This is a genomic window from Arthrobacter sp. BGA-UO-ETr-C19 (genome assembly GCF_059568005.1).
In genome coordinates, this window is sequence record NZ_JCAQPC010000014.1 from 1 (window position 1) to 19,594 (window position 19,594).

Sequence of the window (19,594 nt, forward strand, 5' to 3'; positions counted from 1 at the left end):
TTCACCCGGATCAGCCCCTCCAGAGCAAAGAACAACGCCATCAAACAACTCAACAGCCTCGGCTACGAAGTCACCATCACCCCCGTCACCGCAGCCTAACCCCCTCCTACTTTCGTATTAGTTGGGAGATGGAGGGGAAGTGGGCAGGGACGTAGGCTAGAGCGCATGAACACTGCACCCAAGCGCCCTGTGACCGCCGTGATCCTCGTCGCCGCCGGTTCCGGGCAGCGTCTGGGGTATGGCATGCCGAAGGCCGCCGTGCCGCTGGGCGGTGAACCCATCCTCATGCATGCCCTTCGCGGGATCGTCGCGGCAGGCATTGCCAGCCAGGTGTGCATCGCGCTTCCGGCAGGGGAAGAGGAGCTTCGCCGGCTCTGCGAGGACTTCCGCGTGGAGCTGGTGGACGGAGGCCCGCTCCTGACCATGGTCGACGGCGGGGCCTCCAGGGCGGATTCAGTCCGTTCCGCTCTGGCCGCCGTGGAGGAGGGCACCGAAGCGGTCCTGGTCCATGACGCAGCCCGTGCCCTGACGCCGGAGCCGGTCTTCCACCGCGTGGCCCAAGCGCTGGCTGCCGGCGCCGATGCAGTGATTCCGGTAATTCCGGTGGTGGACACGGTCAAAACGGTCGCCGCCACCGAAGGGCCGGCCACGGACATCGCACCTGAACTGGTCACGGGAACCGCCCCGCGGGAGCAGCTCCGGGCGGTCCAGACCCCGCAGGGCTTCAAGCTCTCCGTTCTGCGGCAGGCGCACGAGGCAGCCTCAGGCTTCGATGAGCGCCAGGCAGCCGCGGTTACCGACGACGCCATGCTGGTGGAGCTTCTCGGCGTGCCGGTGCATGCGGTCCGCGGGGCCAGCCAGTCCCTGAAAATCACCACGCCGCTGGACCTCATCATCGCCGAAGGCCTGCTGGAAGGACCCCTCGGCGCCCGCTGGGTGGAGGGCTGATCAACCACATGACGGAAGGTGCCATGACAGACAACGCTTCGCGGACCCCAATGCTCCTGCCACGGACAGGCATCGGCATCGACGTGCACGCCTTTGCCCCGGACAGCGATCCGCAGCCCCTTTGGCTGGGCGGGCTTTTCTGGGAGGGGGAGCGGGGCCTCGCCGGCCATTCCGACGGCGATCCCGTGGCACACGCGGCGGCGGACGCATTGTTCTCCGCCTGCGGGATCGGCGACCTGGGCACCCACTTCGGCACGGACCGTCCCGAATTCGCCGGCGCCTCCGGAGTCACTCTGCTGGCCGAAGCTGCCCGGATCGTCAGGGCAGCGGGCTTCGAAATAGGCAACATCGCCGTGCAGTTCGTGGGCAACCGTCCCAAGTTCTGCCCCCGCAGGGAAGAGTCCCAGCGGGTCCTCACCGAGGCCGCAGGCGCCCCGGTCAGCGTCACCGCCACCACCAGCGACGGCCTGGGCTTCACCGGCCGCGGCGAAGGCATTTCCGCTGTGGCTACGGCCCTGGTTTACCCGGCGGCGTAGCCGCCCCGACGGAACCGGCCGCCGGGGGCTGCCCGCTCCCACAGCCGAATCGCCTAGGCTGGAATAAGCCCAAGTACCGCAATCCCAGGAGACCCGCCGTGAAAAAGTTGCTTCCCGCCGTCGTGATCGCAGGGATGCTTCTGGCCGGCTGTGCCGGCAGCCCCCGCATGAGCGTCGAGGAGAGCTGCAAGTTCCTGCAGGGCGACACGTTCAAGCCCACGGGCAACCAGCAGCAGCAGGCCGACCAGATCGCCAAGCACTACCAGGAGGTCGCCGACAAGGTGGCCCAGGACGTCGCCGACCCCATCCAGAAGATGGCCGACATCATGAAGCAGGTGGCCGGCACGTCGCTGGGAAACAAGAGTGCAGAGCAGACGACGGAACTCGCCAAGCAGAACAACAGGATCGGCGAGGTCTGCAAGTAAGCGGGGACATTGGCATCGGCTAATCTGGAGCGGTGACCCTGCGCTTTTACGACACTGCATCCGCCGAAGTCCGTGACTTCGTTCCCCTGGTACCGGGCAAGGTAAGCCTGTATTACTGCGGTGCCACGGTGCAGGGCATGCCGCACGTGGGGCACATCCGCTCGGCCATCGCCTTCGACCAGCTCACCCGCTGGCTTGAGTACCGCGGCTTCCGCGTCACGGTGGTCCGCAACGTCACGGACATCGATGACAAGATCCTCGCCAAGTCAGAGGCCTCCTTCCACCCGGATTTCGAGCAGGAGCCCGGCTCCGTGCCGGAGGAGGAATGGTGGGCGCTGGCCTACCGGTATGAGCAGGAGTTCCTCAAGGCCTACGACACCCTTGGCGTGTCCCGGCCCACCTACGAGCCGCGGGCCACGGGCCACATCCCGGAGATGCACGCGCTCATCCAGCTGCTGATCGACCGCGGCCACGCGTACCCTGCCCCCGATGGCTCGGGGGACGTCTACTTCGACGTGCGCTCCTGGAACAAATACGGCGCACTGACGCGCCAGAAGATCGATGACATGCAGGGTGCCGCCGACGCCGACCCGCGCGGCAAAAAGGACCCTCGTGACTTTGCCCTCTGGAAGGGCCATAAAGAAGGGGAGCCGACGACGGCGAGCTGGGTTTCGCCGTGGGGCGCCGGCCGCCCGGGCTGGCACCTCGAATGCTCGGCGATGGTCACTAAATACCTCGGCACCGAATTCGACATCCACGGCGGCGGCCTCGACCTGCGCTTCCCGCACCACGAAAACGAGATGGCCCAGTCCCAGGCGGCGGGCCACGGCTTCGCAAACTTCTGGATGCACAACGGCATGGTCACGTACCAGGGCGAAAAAATGTCGAAGTCCGTCGGCAACACGGTCAGCCCGGCGGAGATGCTGGAGCTCGCGCCACCGCGGGTCGTCCGGTACTACCTGGGCCAGGCACAGTACCGCTCGGTGCTGGACTACCAGCCAACGTCGCTGCAGGAGGCCGCTGCCGCCGTCGAACGCATCGACGGCTTCGTGGCCCGCGCTGTGCGGGCGCTGTCCTCCGACGGTGCCCTGCTGCTTGGCAGCCACGGCACCGTTCCGGAGGCGTTCGCCGCTGCGATGGATGATGACCTCAATGTGCCGCAGGCCCTCGCGGTGCTGCACGACACTGTCCGCGCCGGAAATTCAGCGCTCACCGAGGGTGACCTCGGAGCTACGCGGCAGGCGCTGGACAGCGTCACCGACATGCTCAGGGTCCTGGGCATCAGCGCGGCCGCGCAGCCCGCCGTGGACGACCAGGCCACCGATGCCCTCGGCACGCTGATTGAAGCGCAGCTCGCTGCCCGCGCCGAAGCCCGCTCAAGGAAAGACTGGGCTGCCTCGGACGCCATCCGGGATACCCTCGCGGCGGCCGGCATCCTGGTGGAGGACAACGCCGACGGCGCCACGTGGAGCCTGCAGCGCAGCTAGCTCGGCAGCCCAGCATCCGCCCGGTCAACGATTTGAGGCCAGTCAGTAGACTGGAGTCCAGACTTACTCAATACAACCAAGGGTGGAATTCATGGCCAACAAAGGTCGCCCGGGCGCAGTCCGCAAGCTCAAGAAGGGGCCAACCACCGGAACCGGTGGCCACGGCCGCAAGGCTCTCGAAGGCAAGGGGCCAACCCCCAAGGCCGAGGACCGCCCGTACCACAAGGCGCACAAGAACAAGCAGCTCGCGGAGCGCTCCGCCGCCAAGCGACCCGGTGGTGCTGGCGCCACCCGCAGTGCCGGTGCCCGGTCGGGCCCGAAGGGGCGCGCCACCGAAGAAGTGGTCACCGGCCGCAACTCCGTCGTTGAAGCGCTCCGCGCCGGCATTCCGGCCAAGGCGCTGCACGTAGCCATCCGCATCGAGATGGACGACCGCGTCAAGGAATCGCTGAAGATCGCCGCCGAACGGGGCATCCCGCTGCTGGAAACCGGCAAGCCCGAGCTGGACCGGATGACCGACGACGCCGTGCACCAGGGGCTCGTGCTGCAGATCCCGCCGTACGAGTACCAGGACGCCTACGACCTGGCCGAAGAGACGGTTGAAGGCTGGAAGAAGGGGCACATCGCGAATGCGCCGCTCTTCGTTGCCCTCGACGGCATCACCGACCCCCGCAACCTCGGCGCGATCATCCGCTCAGTCTCGGCATTCAGCGGGCACGGCGTCATCGTCCCCGAACGCCGCTCCGTTGGCGTCACGGCCGCCGCGTGGAAGACCAGCGCCGGCGCGGCCGTCCGCGTTCCAGTGGCCCGCGCCTCCAACCTGAACAACGCCATCAAGCAGTTCAAGGACATGGGCGTTTTCGTGCTGGGGCTCGACGGCGACGGCGACGTCTCGCTGCCGGACCTCACCGTCGCCACCGAACCCGTTTGCATCGTGGTCGGTTCCGAAGGCAAGGGCCTCAGCCGCCTCGTCCGGGAGAACTGCGACCAGATCGTCTCCATCCCGATCGACTCCGCCATGGAATCCCTGAACGCTTCCATGGCCGTCGGCATCTCGCTCTACGAGGTCTCCCGCCAGCGCTCCGCCAAGTAAGCCCACCCTGCCGGGACCCCGAAACCCTTCCTCACCTTTCGCGGGGAAACGGCAAACCCTTCCTCACCTTTCGTAGGGAAACGGCAAACCCTTCCTCACGTATCGCAGGGATACCGCCAACGCTTCCGCACCTACGTGCGGAAGCGTTGGCGGTTTTCGTGCAGGATCTGCAGGAGCGTTCCGGATTAGGCGACGAGAGGTGAGGAAGCGTTTTCGCCGCCTAGAATTCCCGGCGGTTAACCAGGACGGGGAGCTTCGTGCGGGCTTCCTTGACCAGATCGGGGTCCAGGTCGGCGAACAGGAGGCCGGGGGCGCCGTCGAGCTCCTGGAGCACCTCGCCGAAAGGCGAGACGACCGCGCTGTGTCCGACGCCCGTGGGCGCTGCGCCGCGGGGTTCGATGCCCTGGGTGGCCGGGTCGCCCTGGCCGCAGGCGATGACGTAGGTGGTGGTGTCCACGGCACGGGCGCGGGCCAGGAGCTGCCACTGGTCCACTTTGCCGGGGCCGGAACCCCAGGAGGCGCAGACGATGTTGGCGACCGCTCCGCGCTCGGCGTTGGCAGTGAACAGCGCCGGGAACCGGATGTCGTAGCAGGTGGCCAGGCCAAAGGTGAGGCCGCCGACGTCGAACGTTACCGGTCCTGTCCCGGCGTCCACGGTGTCGGACTCCAGGAATCCGAAGGCGTCGAACAGGTGCACCTTGTCGTAGCTGGCGTCCACGCCCGGCCCGGTCACCAGCAGCGTGTTGCGGACTTTCGTCTGCCCATCGGAGAGCGGTGAACCCGGCGTGAACATTCCGGCAACAATCACGATCCCCAACTCGCCGGCAATCGAGCGGACGCGGCTGGCCCAAGGGCCGTCCAAAGGCTCGGCGATATCCAGCAGCGAATTGCCGAAAGCGCGCATGGTGGCCTCGGGGAAAACCACGATCTCTGCGCCGCCGTCCTTGGCGCGGCGGGCATATTCTTCGACCACGGTGAGGTTCCCGGCCACATCCCTTCCGGTGATGATCTGGGCCAATGCAATCTTCACGAAAACCTCCAGTCGGTGCTTCTTGACAGCGTTCAGCAGCGCCGCCACAGTGCCGTACGCGTAACATGCGGCAGAAGATCGGCCATTTGGCTGTGACAGCTAAGCTTTAATTGATGGTAATGCCCCTTTTAGATACAGCCTTGACGGTGGATGACTCCCAGGCCTTTCCCCTCGGGGTCAGCGACGCGCGCCAAGGTCCGGGGGGCACATCCGGCAGCCGCGCAAACGTCGCCGTGTATGCTCCCGGCATCGCGATGCTCGAGGTGGCCTATCAGGCGCCCGGCCAAAGCTGGCGGCTGCAGACCCTGTCCAGCCTCAAAAACGGTGTCCACCAGGGGGTGGTGGACGGTTTTCCAGTGGGATCCCGGTACGGCTTCCTCGCTGCTCCCAGCGGCGAAGCCGCCACCAAGGGCGACGAGGTACTGCCGCTCGCGGTTCCCACGGTTGATTTTGACGACGACGGCGGCAGCGGGCAACCGCTATTGCTGGACCCTTACGGCCGGGCCGTCGACGAACGCCACGGATTCCTGACCAGCGTCAGGATGTCGTCCGACTTCGACTGGGCCGCGGACGAGAAGCCAAATACTCCATGGCGTAACACCATCGTCTATGAGGCACACGTCCGCGGACAGAGCATGCTTCATCCGGACATCCCCGAGGCGCTGCGCGGCACGTACGCCGGCATGGCCCACCCAGCGATGATCGAACACCTCACAGGTCTTGGCATCACCGCCCTGCAGTTGCTCCCGGTGCATTTCCATCTGGACGAGCCCCACCTCCAGAACCTCGGCCTCACCAACTATTGGGGCTACAACACGGCGGCGTTCTTCGCCCCGCACCCCGGGTACGCCACCAAGTCCGCCCAGGAAGCCGGACCGCAGGCTGTCCAGGATGAACTCAAGGGAATGGTCAAGCTGCTGCATGCAGCCGGCATCGAAGTCATCCTCGACGTCGTCTACAACCACACGGCCGAAGGCGGGCCGGACGGGACCACCCTAAGCTTTCGGGGGCTGGGCGAGCAGAAGTACTACCGCACCGACGGCCACGGAAAATACGTCGACACTACGGGCTGCGGCAACACGCTTAACTTCGGCGAGCCCCGCGTCGTCCAGATGGTGCTGGACTCGCTGCGGTACTGGGTGGACGAGTTCCATATCGATGGCTTCCGCTTCGACCTGGCCGTCACGCTCTGCCGGAACGCAGCCAACGATTTCGATCCCCACCACCCCTTCCTTGTGGCGGTCGCCGCCGATCCCTCGCTGTCCCGCGTCAAGCTGATCGCTGAACCGTGGGACGTGGGCTACGGCGGCTGGCAGACAGGTCGTTTTCCCGGCGGCTGGGTCGATTGGAACGATCACTACCGCGACGCCGTTCGCTCCTTCTGGCTGGCCGACCGTGCCGCTATCGACAACGGCGGCCATGGCGGGTCGGTGGCCCGGCTGGCCGACGCCCTGTCCGGTTCGGCAAGCCTGTTCGAACCGTCGGGCCGCTCCAGGCTGGCCTCGCTGAACTTCATCACCGCCCACGACGGCTTCACGATGACGGACCTCGTGTCCTACGACCGCAAACACAATGAGGCGAACGGGGAACAGAACCGGGACGGGCACGGCGACAACCGCAGCTACAACCACGGCTTCGAAGGGCGCACCGAGGACGAGGGCATTCTGACGCGCCGCGCGCAGAGCAAGCGCAACCTCATGGCCTCGCTCATGATTTCCCTCGGCGTCCCCATGATCACGGCGGGCGACGAGCTCGGCCGCACCCAGCAGGGCAACAACAACGCATACTGCCAGGACAACCCGCTCACGTGGATCGACTGGACCAGCACTCCGGAATCCCACGCCATGCTCCGCAGCACTAAGCGTGTCATCCGGATCCGGCGGGAATTCCTGGCTGTGCAGCCGCACGACTACCCCGTCCGCGACGCCCGCTCCTATCTGTACTGGTACGACCGGAGCGGGCAGCCCATGTCCATGGACCGGTGGAACGATAACGGGAACCGGGTGGTTCAGCTGCTTCTCGGCTCCGACGACGGGCACGTGGCCGGGCTCATCGTGGTCAATGGCGGCCCCGAGGACATTGAGGTCACCCTTCCGCAGGTCACCAACGACGACGGCACCGGCAAGCGGCTGTTCGATCTGCGCCTCACCACGTCCGAGCTGCACGACCGGCGCCAGGGCACCCTCGTCGCGTCCGGCGAGCCTGACGACGTGCAGGCCTACACCATCAACATCTACCGCACATAGACGACGGGGAATCAGGCATGCGCAGGCGTTGGACTGTCGGAACGCTGCTGCTGGGGCTTGCCGTGGCTGCCCTTGCGGTCTTCAACCTTTTCATCTCACCGGGCGGCACACCGCCCGCCTTGGGGCCGCAGGGAACGACGACGTCGGCACCCCCCTTTACGACGTCGGCACCCGCCGCCGCGCCGTCGTCGTCGGACGGCAAGGCCACCGGAGTGCCGAACATGTCCGGCCTCCCCGCCATCCGGGAGTCCCGGCTGCCGGCCGAAGGCCGGCGGACCCTTGCGCTGATCCGGCAGGGCGGCCCTTACCCGTACTCCCGTGACGGCGTGACATTCGGTAACTTCGAACGCATCCTGCCCCGCAAGGCCAGCGGGTACTACAAGGAGTACACGGTTCCCACCCCGGGCGAGTCGGACCGCGGAGCCCGCAGGATCGTGGCAGGACAGGCCGGCGACAAGTACTACACACCGGACCACTACGAATCGTTCAACTTCATAGCAGAAGGCAAATAGCACCATGAAGTTCTACTCCGGCGACACCTGGACCCTCGAGGAACTCCGCGACCAGGTTGCGGACGCCGGCCGCCGCTGCCTGCTGGTGCCGGCCGCCGACTCCAGGAAGGCTGTGCTCGCAGCTTTCGGCGAGGCACTGGACTTTCCCGAGCACTTCGGCGTGAACCTGGACGCGCTCAACGACTCACTGCACGACTTCGCGGACGCCATTTCCGACGACGGCGCGGAGCCCCTGACCGTGATCTGGGAGGTTCCCGCAGCCTTCCGCGGCGACCGCTCCTTCGGCATCATCTGCGAGATCCTCCAGGACGCCGAGGCCTACGCCGGCAAGGACCTCGCAGTCATCGCAGTGCTGCTCTAGCCGGCCGAGCTTGCGCCGCTAGGGAGACGGTGGGGACTACGCGTTGACGATCAGTCCCAGCTCGGCCTTGGATGCGAGGGCCTCGTGCTTGGGGAGCACCCTCACGGTGTAGCCGAAGGACCCGGAGCGGTCGATCACGATGGACCCGGCGAAGAGGTAGCGGCCGTTGCCGAGCTCCTCCTTGGCCTCCAGTTCCACCATCGTCACGTTGGCCAGTTCGTCGCTCTCGGCTGCCTGCCCGTACGCCACCTCCACTGCCACGTCCTGCGGAGACAGGTTGTGCAGTCCCACGTAGGCGTGGACCTGGAGGGTGTCGCCGATCTGCGGGTCCTCGGAGACGCCCAGCGAGTCCACGTGCTCCACGTGCAGCTGCGGCCAGGCCGCGCGGACCTTGGCGACCCACGCCGCCAGTGCCTTGGCCTGGGCATAGGAACCTGCGACCGCCTCGCGTCCCGAAACCGCGGCGGGCCGGTACAGGACGTTGACGTAGTCCTGCAGCATCCGCTCGGCCGAGACCGCCGGGCCGAGATGCGCCAGCGTGTGCTTGATCATGGAGACCCAGTGCGTGGGGATCTTCTCGTGGCCGGACTCGGACGGCCCGGCGGCACCGGCCGCTTCGGAGACGGTGTTGCCGTAGAAGCGGGGCGCCACCTGGGTCTCGAGCAGTTCATACAGCGCCGCGGCCTCGATGTCGTCCCGCTCGTCGGCGGACGCGCCGTTGTTGGCGGTGGGGATCGCCCAGCCGTTTTCGCCGTCGTACATCTCATCCCACCAGCCATCCAGGACGGAGAGGTTCAGGGAACCGTTGATCGCGGCCTTCATGCCTGAGGTGCCGCAGGCCTCGAGCGGCCGCAGCGGGTTGTTCAGCCAGACGTCGCAGCCGGGGAACAGCGTGCGGGCCATGGCGATGTCGTAGTTCGGCAGGAACACGATGCGGTGCCGGACCGCGGGATCGTCGGTGAAGCGGACCAGGTCCTGGATCATCTTCTTGCCGGCGTCGTCCGCCGGGTGGGACTTGCCCGCAATGACCAGCTGGATGGGGTGTTCCTTGTGCAGCAGCAGGGCCTTCAGGCGCTCCGGGTCCCGCAGCATGAGGGTCAGCCGCTTGTAGGTGGGCACGCGCCTGGCGAAGCCGATGGTCAGGACGTCCGGGTCCAGCACGGAATCGGTCCAGGCCAGCTCGGCATCTGCAGCACCGCGCTTCTTCCACGCGGCCCGCAACCGGCGCCGCACGTCCTCAACGAGCGAAACGCGCATCTCGCGCCGGAGCGCCCAGACCTCGGCGTCGGAGACGTTGTAGGCGAGGTCCCAGCGGCCCAGCACCTCGGCTTCGGCCCCGAACCGCTCCCGGGCGAGCTTCGAGATGCGGGGGTCCACCCAGGTGGGGACGTGCACGCCATTGGTCACGGAGGTGATGGGCACCTCTGAGTGGTCGAACCCCGGCCACAGCGCCGAGAACATGCCCCGCGAGACTTCGCCGTGGAGCTTGGCAACACCGTTGGCCCGCTGTGCGAGGCGCAGGCCCATCACGGCCATGTTGAAAACGAAGGGATTGCCCTCGTGGAAGTTCTCCCGGCCCAGGTCAAGGATGCGCGAGGTGGGAACGTCCGGCGCCAGCCCGGCTTCGAAGAAATGCTGGATCTGCGCTGCTTCGAAACGGTCGATGCCGGCCGGAACAGGCGTGTGGGTGGTAAACACGGTGGACGAGCGTCCGGCTGCGAGGGCCTCGTCGAAGGTGAGAGCATGCTCGCCTGCCATCAGCTCCTGGATCCGTTCGACGCCGAGGAAGCCGGCGTGGCCCTCATTCGTGTGGAACACCTCGGGTGCGGGCGTACCGGTGAGCTTCTGGTAGGCGCGCAGCGCCTTGACCCCGCCCATGCCCAGCAGCAGTTCCTGCTGCAGCCGGTGGTCCCCGCCGCCGCCGTACAGGCGGTCCGTGATGCTCCGGGCGGCGTCGTCGTTTCCGGGGACGTTGGAGTCCAGCAGCAGGAGGGGGACACGTCCGACGTCGGCACGCCAGATGTGTGCCGCAAGGTGCCGCCCGTTGGGCAGCGGCAGGGATATTTCCAGTGGCTTACCGTTGCCGTCCGCGGCCGGTTCCCGCAGCAGCGTGAGGGGCAGGCCGTCGGGATCGATGACCGGGTAGGTCTCCTGCTGCCAGGCGTCCCGGGAGAGGGACTGCTTGAAGTAGCCGGCCTGGTAGAGCAGGCCAACGCCGATCAGCGGCACGCCGAGGTCGGAGGCGGCCTTCAGGTGGTCGCCGGCGAGGATGCCGAGGCCGCCCGAATACTGCGGCAGGACTTCGGTGATGCCGAATTCGGGGGAGAAGTAGGCAATGGAGGCGGGGGCGTCGCTGCCCAGCCCCTGGTACCAGCGGGGTTCGGTGAGGTACCGGTCCAGGTCCGCCGCTGCAGCCTGCACCCTGGCAACCACGTCCTGGTCGGTCGCGAGCCGGTGCATGTCTTCGCGGCCCACCAGGCCCAGGAAGCTGACCGGGTCATTGCCGCATTGGGCCCAGACGCGCGGGTTCAGGCTTTCGAACAGTTCCCGGGTGGGCCGGTGCCAGGACCAGCGGAGGTTTGTCGCCAGCCGGGCCAGCGGCCGGATCGGCTCGGGAAGAACGGTACGGACTGTAAATCTGCGGATTGCCTTCACCTGCGCCACACTAACCGACTAGGTGAACGGCAGGAACCGCTTTTGATTACTTTCCGGTAAATGACGAATCGCTTCATTAATTAAGTTCGCAGGCTTAGCAATCCGCCCCATTTCTCGCTAACGTCGAGCCTGTGACGACAAACACGCGAACCAGTGCCCCAGCAAAGCAAACGCCGAAAGTTTCGATCACGGAAGGCCTTCGGTTTGGCCGTTTCCCTATCACGGACGTTCAGCCTGTTGTCGAAGGGGGGAAGTTCCCGGCCAAGGCGCTGCCCGGCGAAGGAATCGTGGTCAGCGCCAGGTCCTTCCGGGAGGGCCACGACCAGTTGGGCGTCAGTGCGGTCCTCCTTGACCCGAAGGGCAACGAACGCCAGCGGGCCCGGCTCCAGCCGCCGTCCGGCGACCGCGGCAAGGGAACCGACCTCTGGGAAGGCCTGCTCACCCCTGAATCCACAGGAAACTGGTCCTTCGTCATCGAGGCGTGGCACGACCGCTACGGCACCTGGCACCACAACGCCGAGGTCAAGGTGGACGCGGGCATCGACGTCGAGCTGATGCTTGCGGAGGGAGCCGCCCTGCTGTCCCAGGCCGCAGAGGAACCCGCCCGGAACGATGCGGACCGCCAGACGCTGCGCTCCGCAGCCACCATCCTCGCGGACACCTCCCTGTCGCCCGAGGACCGGCTGGCCGCCGGATTCAGCCCGGACGTCGCCGGCGTGGTTGAGCGCGAGCCGATCCGTGAGCTCGTCACCGTCTCCGAACCGTTCCCCCTGCTGGTTGAGCGGGACCGCGCTGGCCGCGGCTCCTGGTACGAGTTTTTCCCGCGCTCCGAGGGCGCGGTGCGCGACCCCGGCACGGGTGCCTGGACGTCCGGCAATTTCCGGACCGCCGCCAACCGGCTGGACGCCGTGGCCGGCATGGGCTTTGACGTCATCTACATGCCGCCGATCCACCCGATCGGTATCCAGCACCGCAAGGGCCCCAACAACACGCTGATCGCCGGCCCGAACGATCCCGGTTCGCCGTGGGCCATCGGCGCCAAGGAAGGCGGGCACGACGCCATCCACCCCGACCTCGGAACCTTCGAGGACTTCGACGCCTTCGTCGCGCGGGCGAACGAACTCAACCTCGAAGTGGCCCTCGACCTGGCACTCCAGGCCGCTCCGGACCACCCCTGGGTCACCGAGCACCCGGAATGGTTCACCACCCGCGTGGACGGCAGCATCGCGTACGCCGAGAACCCGCCGAAGAAGTACCAGGACATCTACCCGCTCAACTTCGACAACGACCCCGAGGGCCTGTCCAAGGAAATCCTGCGGATCGTCCAGCTGTGGGTCAGCCACGGCGTGAAGATCTTCCGGGTGGACAACCCGCACACCAAGCCGGTGTGGTTCTGGGAGTGGCTCATCGCCAAGGTGAACAAGGAGGACCCCGACGTCGTCTTCCTGGCCGAGGCCTTCACCCGCCCCGCCATGATGCACGCGCTGGGCAGGGCCGGCTTCCAGCAGTCCTACACCTACTTCACGTGGCGCAACACCAAGAAGGAGCTGGAGGAGTACTTCCACCACGTCAGCCACGAGTCGGCTGCCTTCTTCCGGCCCAACTTCTTCGTCAACACGCCGGACATCCTCACCGAGTACCTGCAGTACGGCGGGCCGGCCGCGTTCAAGATCCGGGCGGCCCTGGCCGCAACCGCGAGCCCGCTGTGGGGCGTATACGCCGGCTACGAACTGTACGAGCACGTGGCCCGGCCCGGCGCCGAGGAGTACATCGACAACGAGAAGTTCGAGTACAAGGCCCGGGACTGGGACGCTGCCTCCGCCTCCGGCCGGACCCTGGCTCCGTACCTGACCCGGCTCAATGAAATCCGCAAGGCCCACCCGGCGCTGGGGGACCTGCAGAACCTCACCCTGCACCAGTGCACGGACGACGCCACGGTGGTTTACTCCAAGCACAAGACCCTCCCTGACGGCACAAGGGACACCATCATCGTGGTGGCCAACGTGGACCCGCACAGTGCGAGGGAAGGCATGGTGTCGCTGGACCTGTCCGCGCTGGGGCTCGACCCGGCCGATCTCACCCCCAACGGCGGCTTCTGGGTCGATGACCTGATCTCCGGTGAGTCGTGGGAATGGGGGGAGTACAACTACGTGAGGCTGGACGCGCATGTTGAACCTGTACATATCCTGAGCATCCGGAGGTAGCCGCCAGTGAGTTTCAGTCCGCAGAGTCCCTTCCAGCATTTCACCCCCAAGAGCACGTTCGAGCTTAATGCGCCGGGTTTGCAGCATGATCCGCTGTGGTACCGGAAAGCGGTGTTCTATGAAGTGCTGGTCCGGGGCTTTGCGGACGCCAACGGCGACGGCTCGGGCGACTTCCACGGGCTGATCGACAAGCTGGACTACCTGCAGTGGCTGGGCGTGGACTGCCTGTGGCTGCCGCCGTTCTTCCAGTCACCCCTCCGGGACGGCGGGTATGACATCTCGGACTACAACTCCGTCCTGGACGAGTTCGGCACCATCAGCGACTTCAAGCGGCTGGTGGCCGAGGCACATGCCCGCGGCGTCCGGGTCATCATCGACCTCCCGCTGAACCACACGTCAGACCAGCACCCCTGGTTCCAGGAGTCCAGGAAGGACCCCGACGGACCCTTCGGCGACTTCTACGTGTGGAGTGACACGGACGAGAAATACCAGGACGCGCGCATCATCTTCGTGGACACGGAGGAATCGAACTGGACCTTCGACCCCATCCGGCGGCAGTTCTTCTGGCACCGGTTCTTCAGCCACCAGCCGGACCTGAACTTCGAGAACCCGAAGGTCATCGACGCCGTGTTCGACGTCGTGCGGTTCTGGCTGGACCAGGGGATCGACGGGTTCAGGGCGGATGCCATCCCGTACCTGTACGAGGAGGAGGGGACCAACTGCGAAAACCTCCCGGCAACGCACGAGTTCCTCCGCAGGCTGCGGAAGATGGTGGACGAGAGCTATCCCGGCCGGGTCATCATCGCCGAGGCCAACCAGCCCCCCAACGAGGTGGTGGAGTACTTCGGCACGGAGGAGGAACCGGAATGCCACATGGCCTTCCACTTCCCGATCATGCCCCGGCTTTACTACGCGCTGCGTGACCAGAAGGCCGCACCGATCATCGAGACCATGCACGACACCCCGGACATCCCGGAAGGTGCGCAGTGGGGGACGTTCCTTCGCAACCACGACGAGCTGACGCTGGAAATGGTCACTGCCGATGAGCGGGCCGCCATGCTCGGCTGGTACGCGCCGGACCCCCGCATGCGGGCCAACATCGGGATCCGGCGCCGGCTGGCGCCGCTGCTGGACAACTCCAGGGCGGAAATCGAGCTCATCAACGCCCTGCTGCTGTCCCTGCCGGGCAGCCCGTTCCTGTATTACGGGGACGAGATCGGGATGGGCGACAACATCTGGCTCGAGGACCGTGACGCCGTCCGCACCCCCATGCAGTGGAACCCCGACCGCAACGCCGGGTTCTCCAACGCCGATCCCGGCAAGCTGTACCTCCCCGTGATCCAGTCGCTGGTCTACAACTACGCCATGGCGAACGTGGAGGCCGAGGCCGCACATTCCGGATCGCTGCTGCGCTGGACCCGGCAGATTCTCAGCGTGCGGAAAAACCACCCGGCGTTCGGGCTCGGGGCGTTCAGGCATGTGGAGGCCGACCACGAGGTGGTGCTGGCCTACCTCCGCGAACTGCCGGAGGGCAACGCAGCGGGCGAACCGGCCGAATCCATCCTGTGCGTCTTCAACCTTTCCCAGCATCCGGTGTCCTCCACGCTGAGGCTTCCGGACTTTTCCGGCCGGGGCCTGCGGGACGTCTTCGGAGGCCAGCCGTTCCCCGGCGTCAGCGACGACGGGCAGCTGACGCTGACGCTGGGCAGCCACGACTTCTTTTGGCTGCGCCTGCGGTCTACGGCTTCCAACCCAGCTTCACCCTTTACCCAGGCGATGCCGATACTGTCGATTGAGGGATGAGATGACACAAACCACACTGACACCCACACTCGAACAACTGCTCCGCGACTGGCTGCCGGCCCAGAGGTGGTTCCCGGTGAAGTCTCCGGACTTCACCCTGGCGCCGGTGGGCGGCCTGGTCCTGGATGACGCCACCGGCCAGGCCGGCCTGGAGGTGTTCCTCGCTTCCGTCGAGTCCAAAACGGCCGACGGCGCCTCCCGCACCGACGTTGTCCAGATCCCGCTCAGCTACCGCAGCCAGCCCCTGCCGGGGGCCGAACGGGCCCTGATCGGTGAAAGCGACGACGCCGAACTGGGGCACCGCTGGGTCTACGACGCCGTCCACGACCCCGCCTTCATTGCCGCATGGCTGGATCTGATCCGAACGGAGGAAGCCGCCGGTACGGCCAGCGGCCACCTTTCCGGGGCAGGCCAGCCGCTGCCGCAGGCCTCCGGGACGGTTCGGGTCCTGTCCGGGGAACAGTCCAACACGTCGGTGATAGTGGACGACGGCGACTCCGCGGCAATCGTGAAGTTCTTCCGTGTGCTTTCAGCCGGGCGAAACCCGGAGGTGGAGGTTGGCGCCGCGCTGTCCGCGGCCCGCACATCGGAGGTCCCTGCCACGCTGGGCTGGGTCACCGGTGAGTGGTACCCGCAGGGACTGCGTCCCCAGGGTGGGTCCGCCGCGGGCGGCCCTGCCCGCGGCGAACTGGCAGTGGCCCACGAATTCCTGGCCGGTGGCCGGGATGCTTGGCGGCTCGCAGTTGACGCGGCGGCCAGGGGAGTGGACTTCACGGCCGAGGCGCATGCCCTTGGCCATGCGACGGCCACTGTCCACCGCAGGCTCGCGGAAACACTGGGTGTTTCGGCCGAAGCGGTACCGGGCGGGGATATTGCCCCCGGAGTAGCACAGCGCGTGCGTCAGACGTGGGCGGAAGCGGGACCCGCCGTCGGACCTTACGAAGAAGGGCTGGAAAGCCTGCTCAGCAGGCTCGAAGGCACCCCGGCCGGCGCCCTCCAGCGCATCCACGGGGACCTCCACCTCGGCCAGATACTCCAGGTTCCCGGGGCCGAGGCCGGCCATGACCGGTGGGCCATCCTCGACTTCGAGGGGGAGCCGCTCCGGCCAATCTCCGAGCGCAACTTCCCCGACGATCCGCTCCGGGACGTGACGGGCATGCTTCGCTCCTTTGACTACGCGGCGGGCGCCGCAGAACGCGAACAGCCGGGCGTCCGAGTCCCGGAATCCTGGGTGGACGACTGCACCGAGGCCTTCCTGGCAGGCTACGCGGAAGTAACCCCCGGAACGGTGGACCGTAATTCGCCGCTCTTTGTGGCATTGTGGCTGGACAAGGCGCTCTACGAAGTCGTGTACGAGCTGCGCAACCGACCGGGCTGGCTTGCCATTCCGGTGAATGCGGCAAGGCGGCTCCTCAGCACTAAAAGCTCCGGCGAACCGGCCGGAGCAGCAGCGGAAGGTAATAAGATGACAGGCTCTGCACATACCGACAGTCCCCACGCACCGTTGCACGTGGACGCGCACACGCTTTCACGCGTCGCGGCCGGTGAACACCACGCCCCGCACTCGGTGCTTGGTGCCCATCTGGACAACTACGGTCACGTGACCATCCGCACCGTGAAGCACCTTGCGGAGGTGGTCAACGTGGTGACCCAAGCCGGAACCGTGCCCATGACCCACGAGGCCGAAGGCGTCTGGGTGGCGGTGCTGGAGCCCTTGCAGCACGGCCACGTGCCGGACTATCGCCTTGAGGTGACGTACGAGGGCGCCGAGCCGGTGATCGTGGACGATCCGTACCGCTACCTTCCCACTGTGGGTGAAGTGGACCTGCACCTGATCGGCGAAGGACGCCACGAGAAGCTTTGGACCGTGCTGGGCGCCCACGTGCAGCACTACAAGTCCTCGATGGGCGACATTGACGGCGTGTCCTTTGCCGTGTGGGCCCCCAACGCCGAAGCGGTCCGGGTCAAGGGTGATTTCAACGCCTGGGACGGGCGGGAAAACTCGCTGCGGTCCCTCGGGTCCTCGGGCGTCTGGGAACTGTTCATTCCGGGTGTCCCGGCCGGTGCCTGCTACAAGTACGAGATCAAGACTAAGGGCGGCTACTGGGTGGAGAAGGCCGACCCGCTGGCCTTCGGCACCGAGGTGCCCCCGCTCACCGCTTCGCGGGTTGTCGAGTCCCACTACCAGTTCCAGGACGCGGACTGGATGAACGAACGTGCAGCCAGGGATCCGCACAACTCGCCCATGAGCGTCTACGAGGTCCACCTCGGATCCTGGCGGCTGGGCCTTAGCTACCGCGAGCTCGCCAAGGAGCTCGTCGAATACGTGAAGTGGCTCGGCTTCAGCCACGTCGAGTTCATGCCCGTGGCCGAGCACCCCTTCGGCGGCTCCTGGGGCTACCAGGTCACCTCCTACTACGCACCCACGTCCCGCTTCGGGCATCCCGATGAGTTCCGCTTCCTGGTGGACTCCCTCCACCAGGCTGGCATCGGGGTAATCCTGGACTGGGTGCCGGCGCACTTCCCGAAGGACAACTGGGCCCTGGCACAGTTTGACGGCCAGCCGCTGTATGAACACGCTGACCCGAACCTTGGCGAGCACCCGGACTGGGGTACCCTCATCTTCGACTTCGGCCGCACCGAAGTCCGGAACTTCCTCGTGGCCAACGCGCTGTACTGGCTCGATGAGTTCCACATCGACGGCCTCCGCGTGGACGCTGTCGCGTCGATGCTGTACCTGGACTACTCGCGGGAGCACGGCCAGTGGCAGCCCAACCGCTTCGGCGGCCGCGAAAACCTGGAGGCCATCTCCTTCCTCCAGGAGACCAACGCCACGGTGTACAAGACCCACCCCGGCGCCGTGATGATCGCGGAAGAATCCACGGCGTTCCCAGGCGTCACCGCGCCCACCAGCCAGGGGGGCCTCGGCTTCGGCCTCAAGTGGAACATGGGCTGGATGCACGACTCGCTCAAGTACGCCTCCGAAGACCCGGTCAACCGCAAATGGCACCACGGCACGGTCACGTTCTCCATGGTCTACGCCTTCACCGAGAACTTCCTGCTGCCCATCAGCCACGATGAGGTTGTCCACGGCAAGGGCTCGATGCTCCGCAAGATGCCCGGCGACCGCTGGCAGCAGCTGGCCAACCTCCGCGCCTTCCTCGGCTACCAGTGGGCGCACCCGGGCAAGCAGCTGATCTTCATGGGCACCGAATTCGGCCAGGAAGCCGAGTGGTCCGAACAGCACGGGCTCGACTGGTGGCTCGCAGACATCCCGGCGCACCGCGGCGTCCAGCTGCTGCTCAAGGAACTGAACGAGCTCTACAGGTCGACGCCGGCCCTCTACTCCCGGGACAACGAACCCGGCGGATTCCAGTGGATTAACGGAGCCGACGCCGACCGCAACGTCCTGACCTTTGTCCGCTGGGACACCGAGGGCAACCCGCTGGTCTGCGCCGTCAACTTCTCCGGCGGGCCGCACAAGGAATACGCCCTGGGCGTGCCGTCCACCGGAGCGTGGACCGAGGTGCTGAACACCGACTCCGCGGACTACGGCGGATCGGGCGTCCTCAACGGCGGCACACTGACCGCGGAGGACGAAGGAATCGACGGCCAGCCGGCAACCCTCACGGTTACGCTGCCGCCGCTGGGCGCCGCGTACTTCCGGCCGGCCGATGCCAACGTGATCACCACGGCGGCGGCGGCCAGGGCCAAAGCCACAGAGGCTGAATCCATCTTTGCCGGGCCGACGGCTGCTGGCACCCGGTCCGGTGAGGCCCGGGCTGCTGAGACCGGGGTTGTTGAAACCGGGATTGTTGAACCGAAAGATGCTGAACCGAAGGGTGAGACGGGGAAATCCGCTTTGCCCGGCCGGCCTATCGTCTGAGTTTTGGCGTGCCGCTGAGGTGAGTCCTGGCGGACCGCTGGTCTAAGACCCGGCCGCCGCCACCCGGTCGGTTGTTTCACCCGGGCGGTTGTTGCACTAGAAGGAGGGCCCGGAATCCCTTGGGATTCCGGGCCCTCCTCGGCGTTGCGCTGGCACAGTTGGCATTCCGTCAAGGTAGTGGTAGAGTTTATTTCCGCGCCGCTCCACAGAGCGAGTCAATCAAGGTGATCCGGAAGCCGACAGGCTGGGCCGGATGGAAACCGCCGATTTGACTCGGATGAAGCGAGCGGGTAAGTTTGAAAAGTTGCTCCGGAGCGATCCTGAACGTTGGTTTGGGTGGTGCCGGGTGTGTCTGTTGTTTGAGAACTCAATAGTGTGCCAAGTTTGTTGATACCGATTTTTTATGAA

General features: G+C 66.3%; 13 protein-coding genes. 11 read left to right on the plus strand and 2 right to left on the minus strand.

The genetic code is table 11. The features are described from left to right. The first annotated feature begins 165 nt into the window (after positions 1–165). From ispD to rlmB, 5 genes are all read left to right on the plus strand, one after another. The gene (gene ispD, locus AC57BR_RS07215) at positions 166–948 is read left to right on the plus strand and encodes a 2-C-methyl-D-erythritol 4-phosphate cytidylyltransferase (RefSeq protein ID WP_496359093.1); all 783 of its coding nucleotides are present in this window, start codon (positions 166–168) and stop codon (positions 946–948) included. Between the two features lie 50 nt (positions 949–998). After that, complete coding sequence (ispF, locus tag AC57BR_RS07220; RefSeq protein WP_496359105.1) at positions 999–1,484, plus strand: 2-C-methyl-D-erythritol 2,4-cyclodiphosphate synthase; 486 nt, start codon at positions 999–1,001, stop codon at positions 1,482–1,484. A 98-nt stretch (positions 1,485–1,582) separates the two neighbouring features. Further along, entirely contained in the window at positions 1,583–1,909 is a 327-nt protein-coding gene (locus AC57BR_RS07225) for a hypothetical protein (protein WP_496359094.1), read from the plus strand. Positions 1,910–1,941: 32 nt separating this feature from the next. Then, positions 1,942–3,396 (plus strand): cysteine--tRNA ligase, encoded by a 1,455-nt coding sequence (cysS, locus tag AC57BR_RS07230; RefSeq protein ID WP_496359095.1) that lies wholly within the window; start codon positions 1,942–1,944, stop codon positions 3,394–3,396. A 91-nt stretch (positions 3,397–3,487) separates the two neighbouring features. Beyond that, positions 3,488–4,489, plus strand: coding sequence for a 23S rRNA (guanosine(2251)-2'-O)-methyltransferase RlmB (gene rlmB / locus AC57BR_RS07235; protein ID WP_496359096.1), 1,002 nt, complete (start codon positions 3,488–3,490; stop codon positions 4,487–4,489). A gap of 220 nt (positions 4,490–4,709) precedes the next feature. Here the strand turns inward: rlmB and AC57BR_RS07240 are convergent, their stop codons facing one another. Continuing rightward, positions 4,710–5,519 (minus strand): carbon-nitrogen hydrolase family protein, encoded by an 810-nt coding sequence (locus AC57BR_RS07240; protein ID WP_496359097.1) that lies wholly within the window; start codon positions 5,517–5,519, stop codon positions 4,710–4,712. 113 nt (positions 5,520–5,632) lie between these two features. Between AC57BR_RS07240 and glgX the strand changes: the two genes are divergently transcribed. From glgX to AC57BR_RS07255, 3 genes are read left to right on the plus strand one after another with little or no spacing between them, the layout of a single operon-like run. Beyond that, positions 5,633–7,765, plus strand: a complete 2,133-nt coding sequence (glgX, locus tag AC57BR_RS07245; RefSeq protein ID WP_496359098.1) for a glycogen debranching protein GlgX — start codon at positions 5,633–5,635, stop codon at positions 7,763–7,765. 17 nt (positions 7,766–7,782) lie between these two features. Then, a complete protein-coding gene (locus AC57BR_RS07250; RefSeq protein ID WP_496359099.1) occupies positions 7,783–8,277 on the plus strand; it encodes a guanyl-specific ribonuclease in 495 nt (164 codons plus the stop codon). Positions 8,278–8,281: 4 nt separating this feature from the next. After that, positions 8,282–8,638 carry a barstar family protein gene (locus AC57BR_RS07255; RefSeq protein WP_496359100.1) on the plus strand — a complete coding sequence of 119 codons (357 nt, stop codon included), beginning with the start codon at positions 8,282–8,284 and terminating at the stop codon, positions 8,636–8,638. Between the two features lie 36 nt (positions 8,639–8,674). Here AC57BR_RS07255 and glgP read toward each other — a convergent pair whose 3' ends face one another. Beyond that, positions 8,675–11,293 (minus strand): alpha-glucan family phosphorylase, encoded by a 2,619-nt coding sequence (glgP, locus tag AC57BR_RS07260; protein WP_496359101.1) that lies wholly within the window; start codon positions 11,291–11,293, stop codon positions 8,675–8,677. Positions 11,294–11,424: 131 nt separating this feature from the next. On the opposite strand from glgP, the gene AC57BR_RS07265 reads away from it, so the two are divergent. The 3 genes from AC57BR_RS07265 to AC57BR_RS07275 are packed head-to-tail and all read left to right on the plus strand — an operon-like array spanning position 11,425 to position 19,186. Then, a complete protein-coding gene (locus tag AC57BR_RS07265; protein ID WP_496359102.1) occupies positions 11,425–13,497 on the plus strand; it encodes an alpha-1,4-glucan--maltose-1-phosphate maltosyltransferase in 2,073 nt (690 codons plus the stop codon). Between the two features lie 6 nt (positions 13,498–13,503). Then, positions 13,504–15,300, plus strand: a complete 1,797-nt coding sequence (gene treS, locus AC57BR_RS07270) for a maltose alpha-D-glucosyltransferase (protein ID WP_496359103.1) — start codon at positions 13,504–13,506, stop codon at positions 15,298–15,300. Between the two features lies 1 nt (position 15,301). Continuing rightward, complete coding sequence (locus AC57BR_RS07275; RefSeq protein ID WP_496359104.1) at positions 15,302–19,186, plus strand: 1,4-alpha-glucan branching enzyme; 3,885 nt, start codon at positions 15,302–15,304, stop codon at positions 19,184–19,186. The last annotated feature ends 408 nt before the right edge of the window (positions 19,187–19,594 follow it).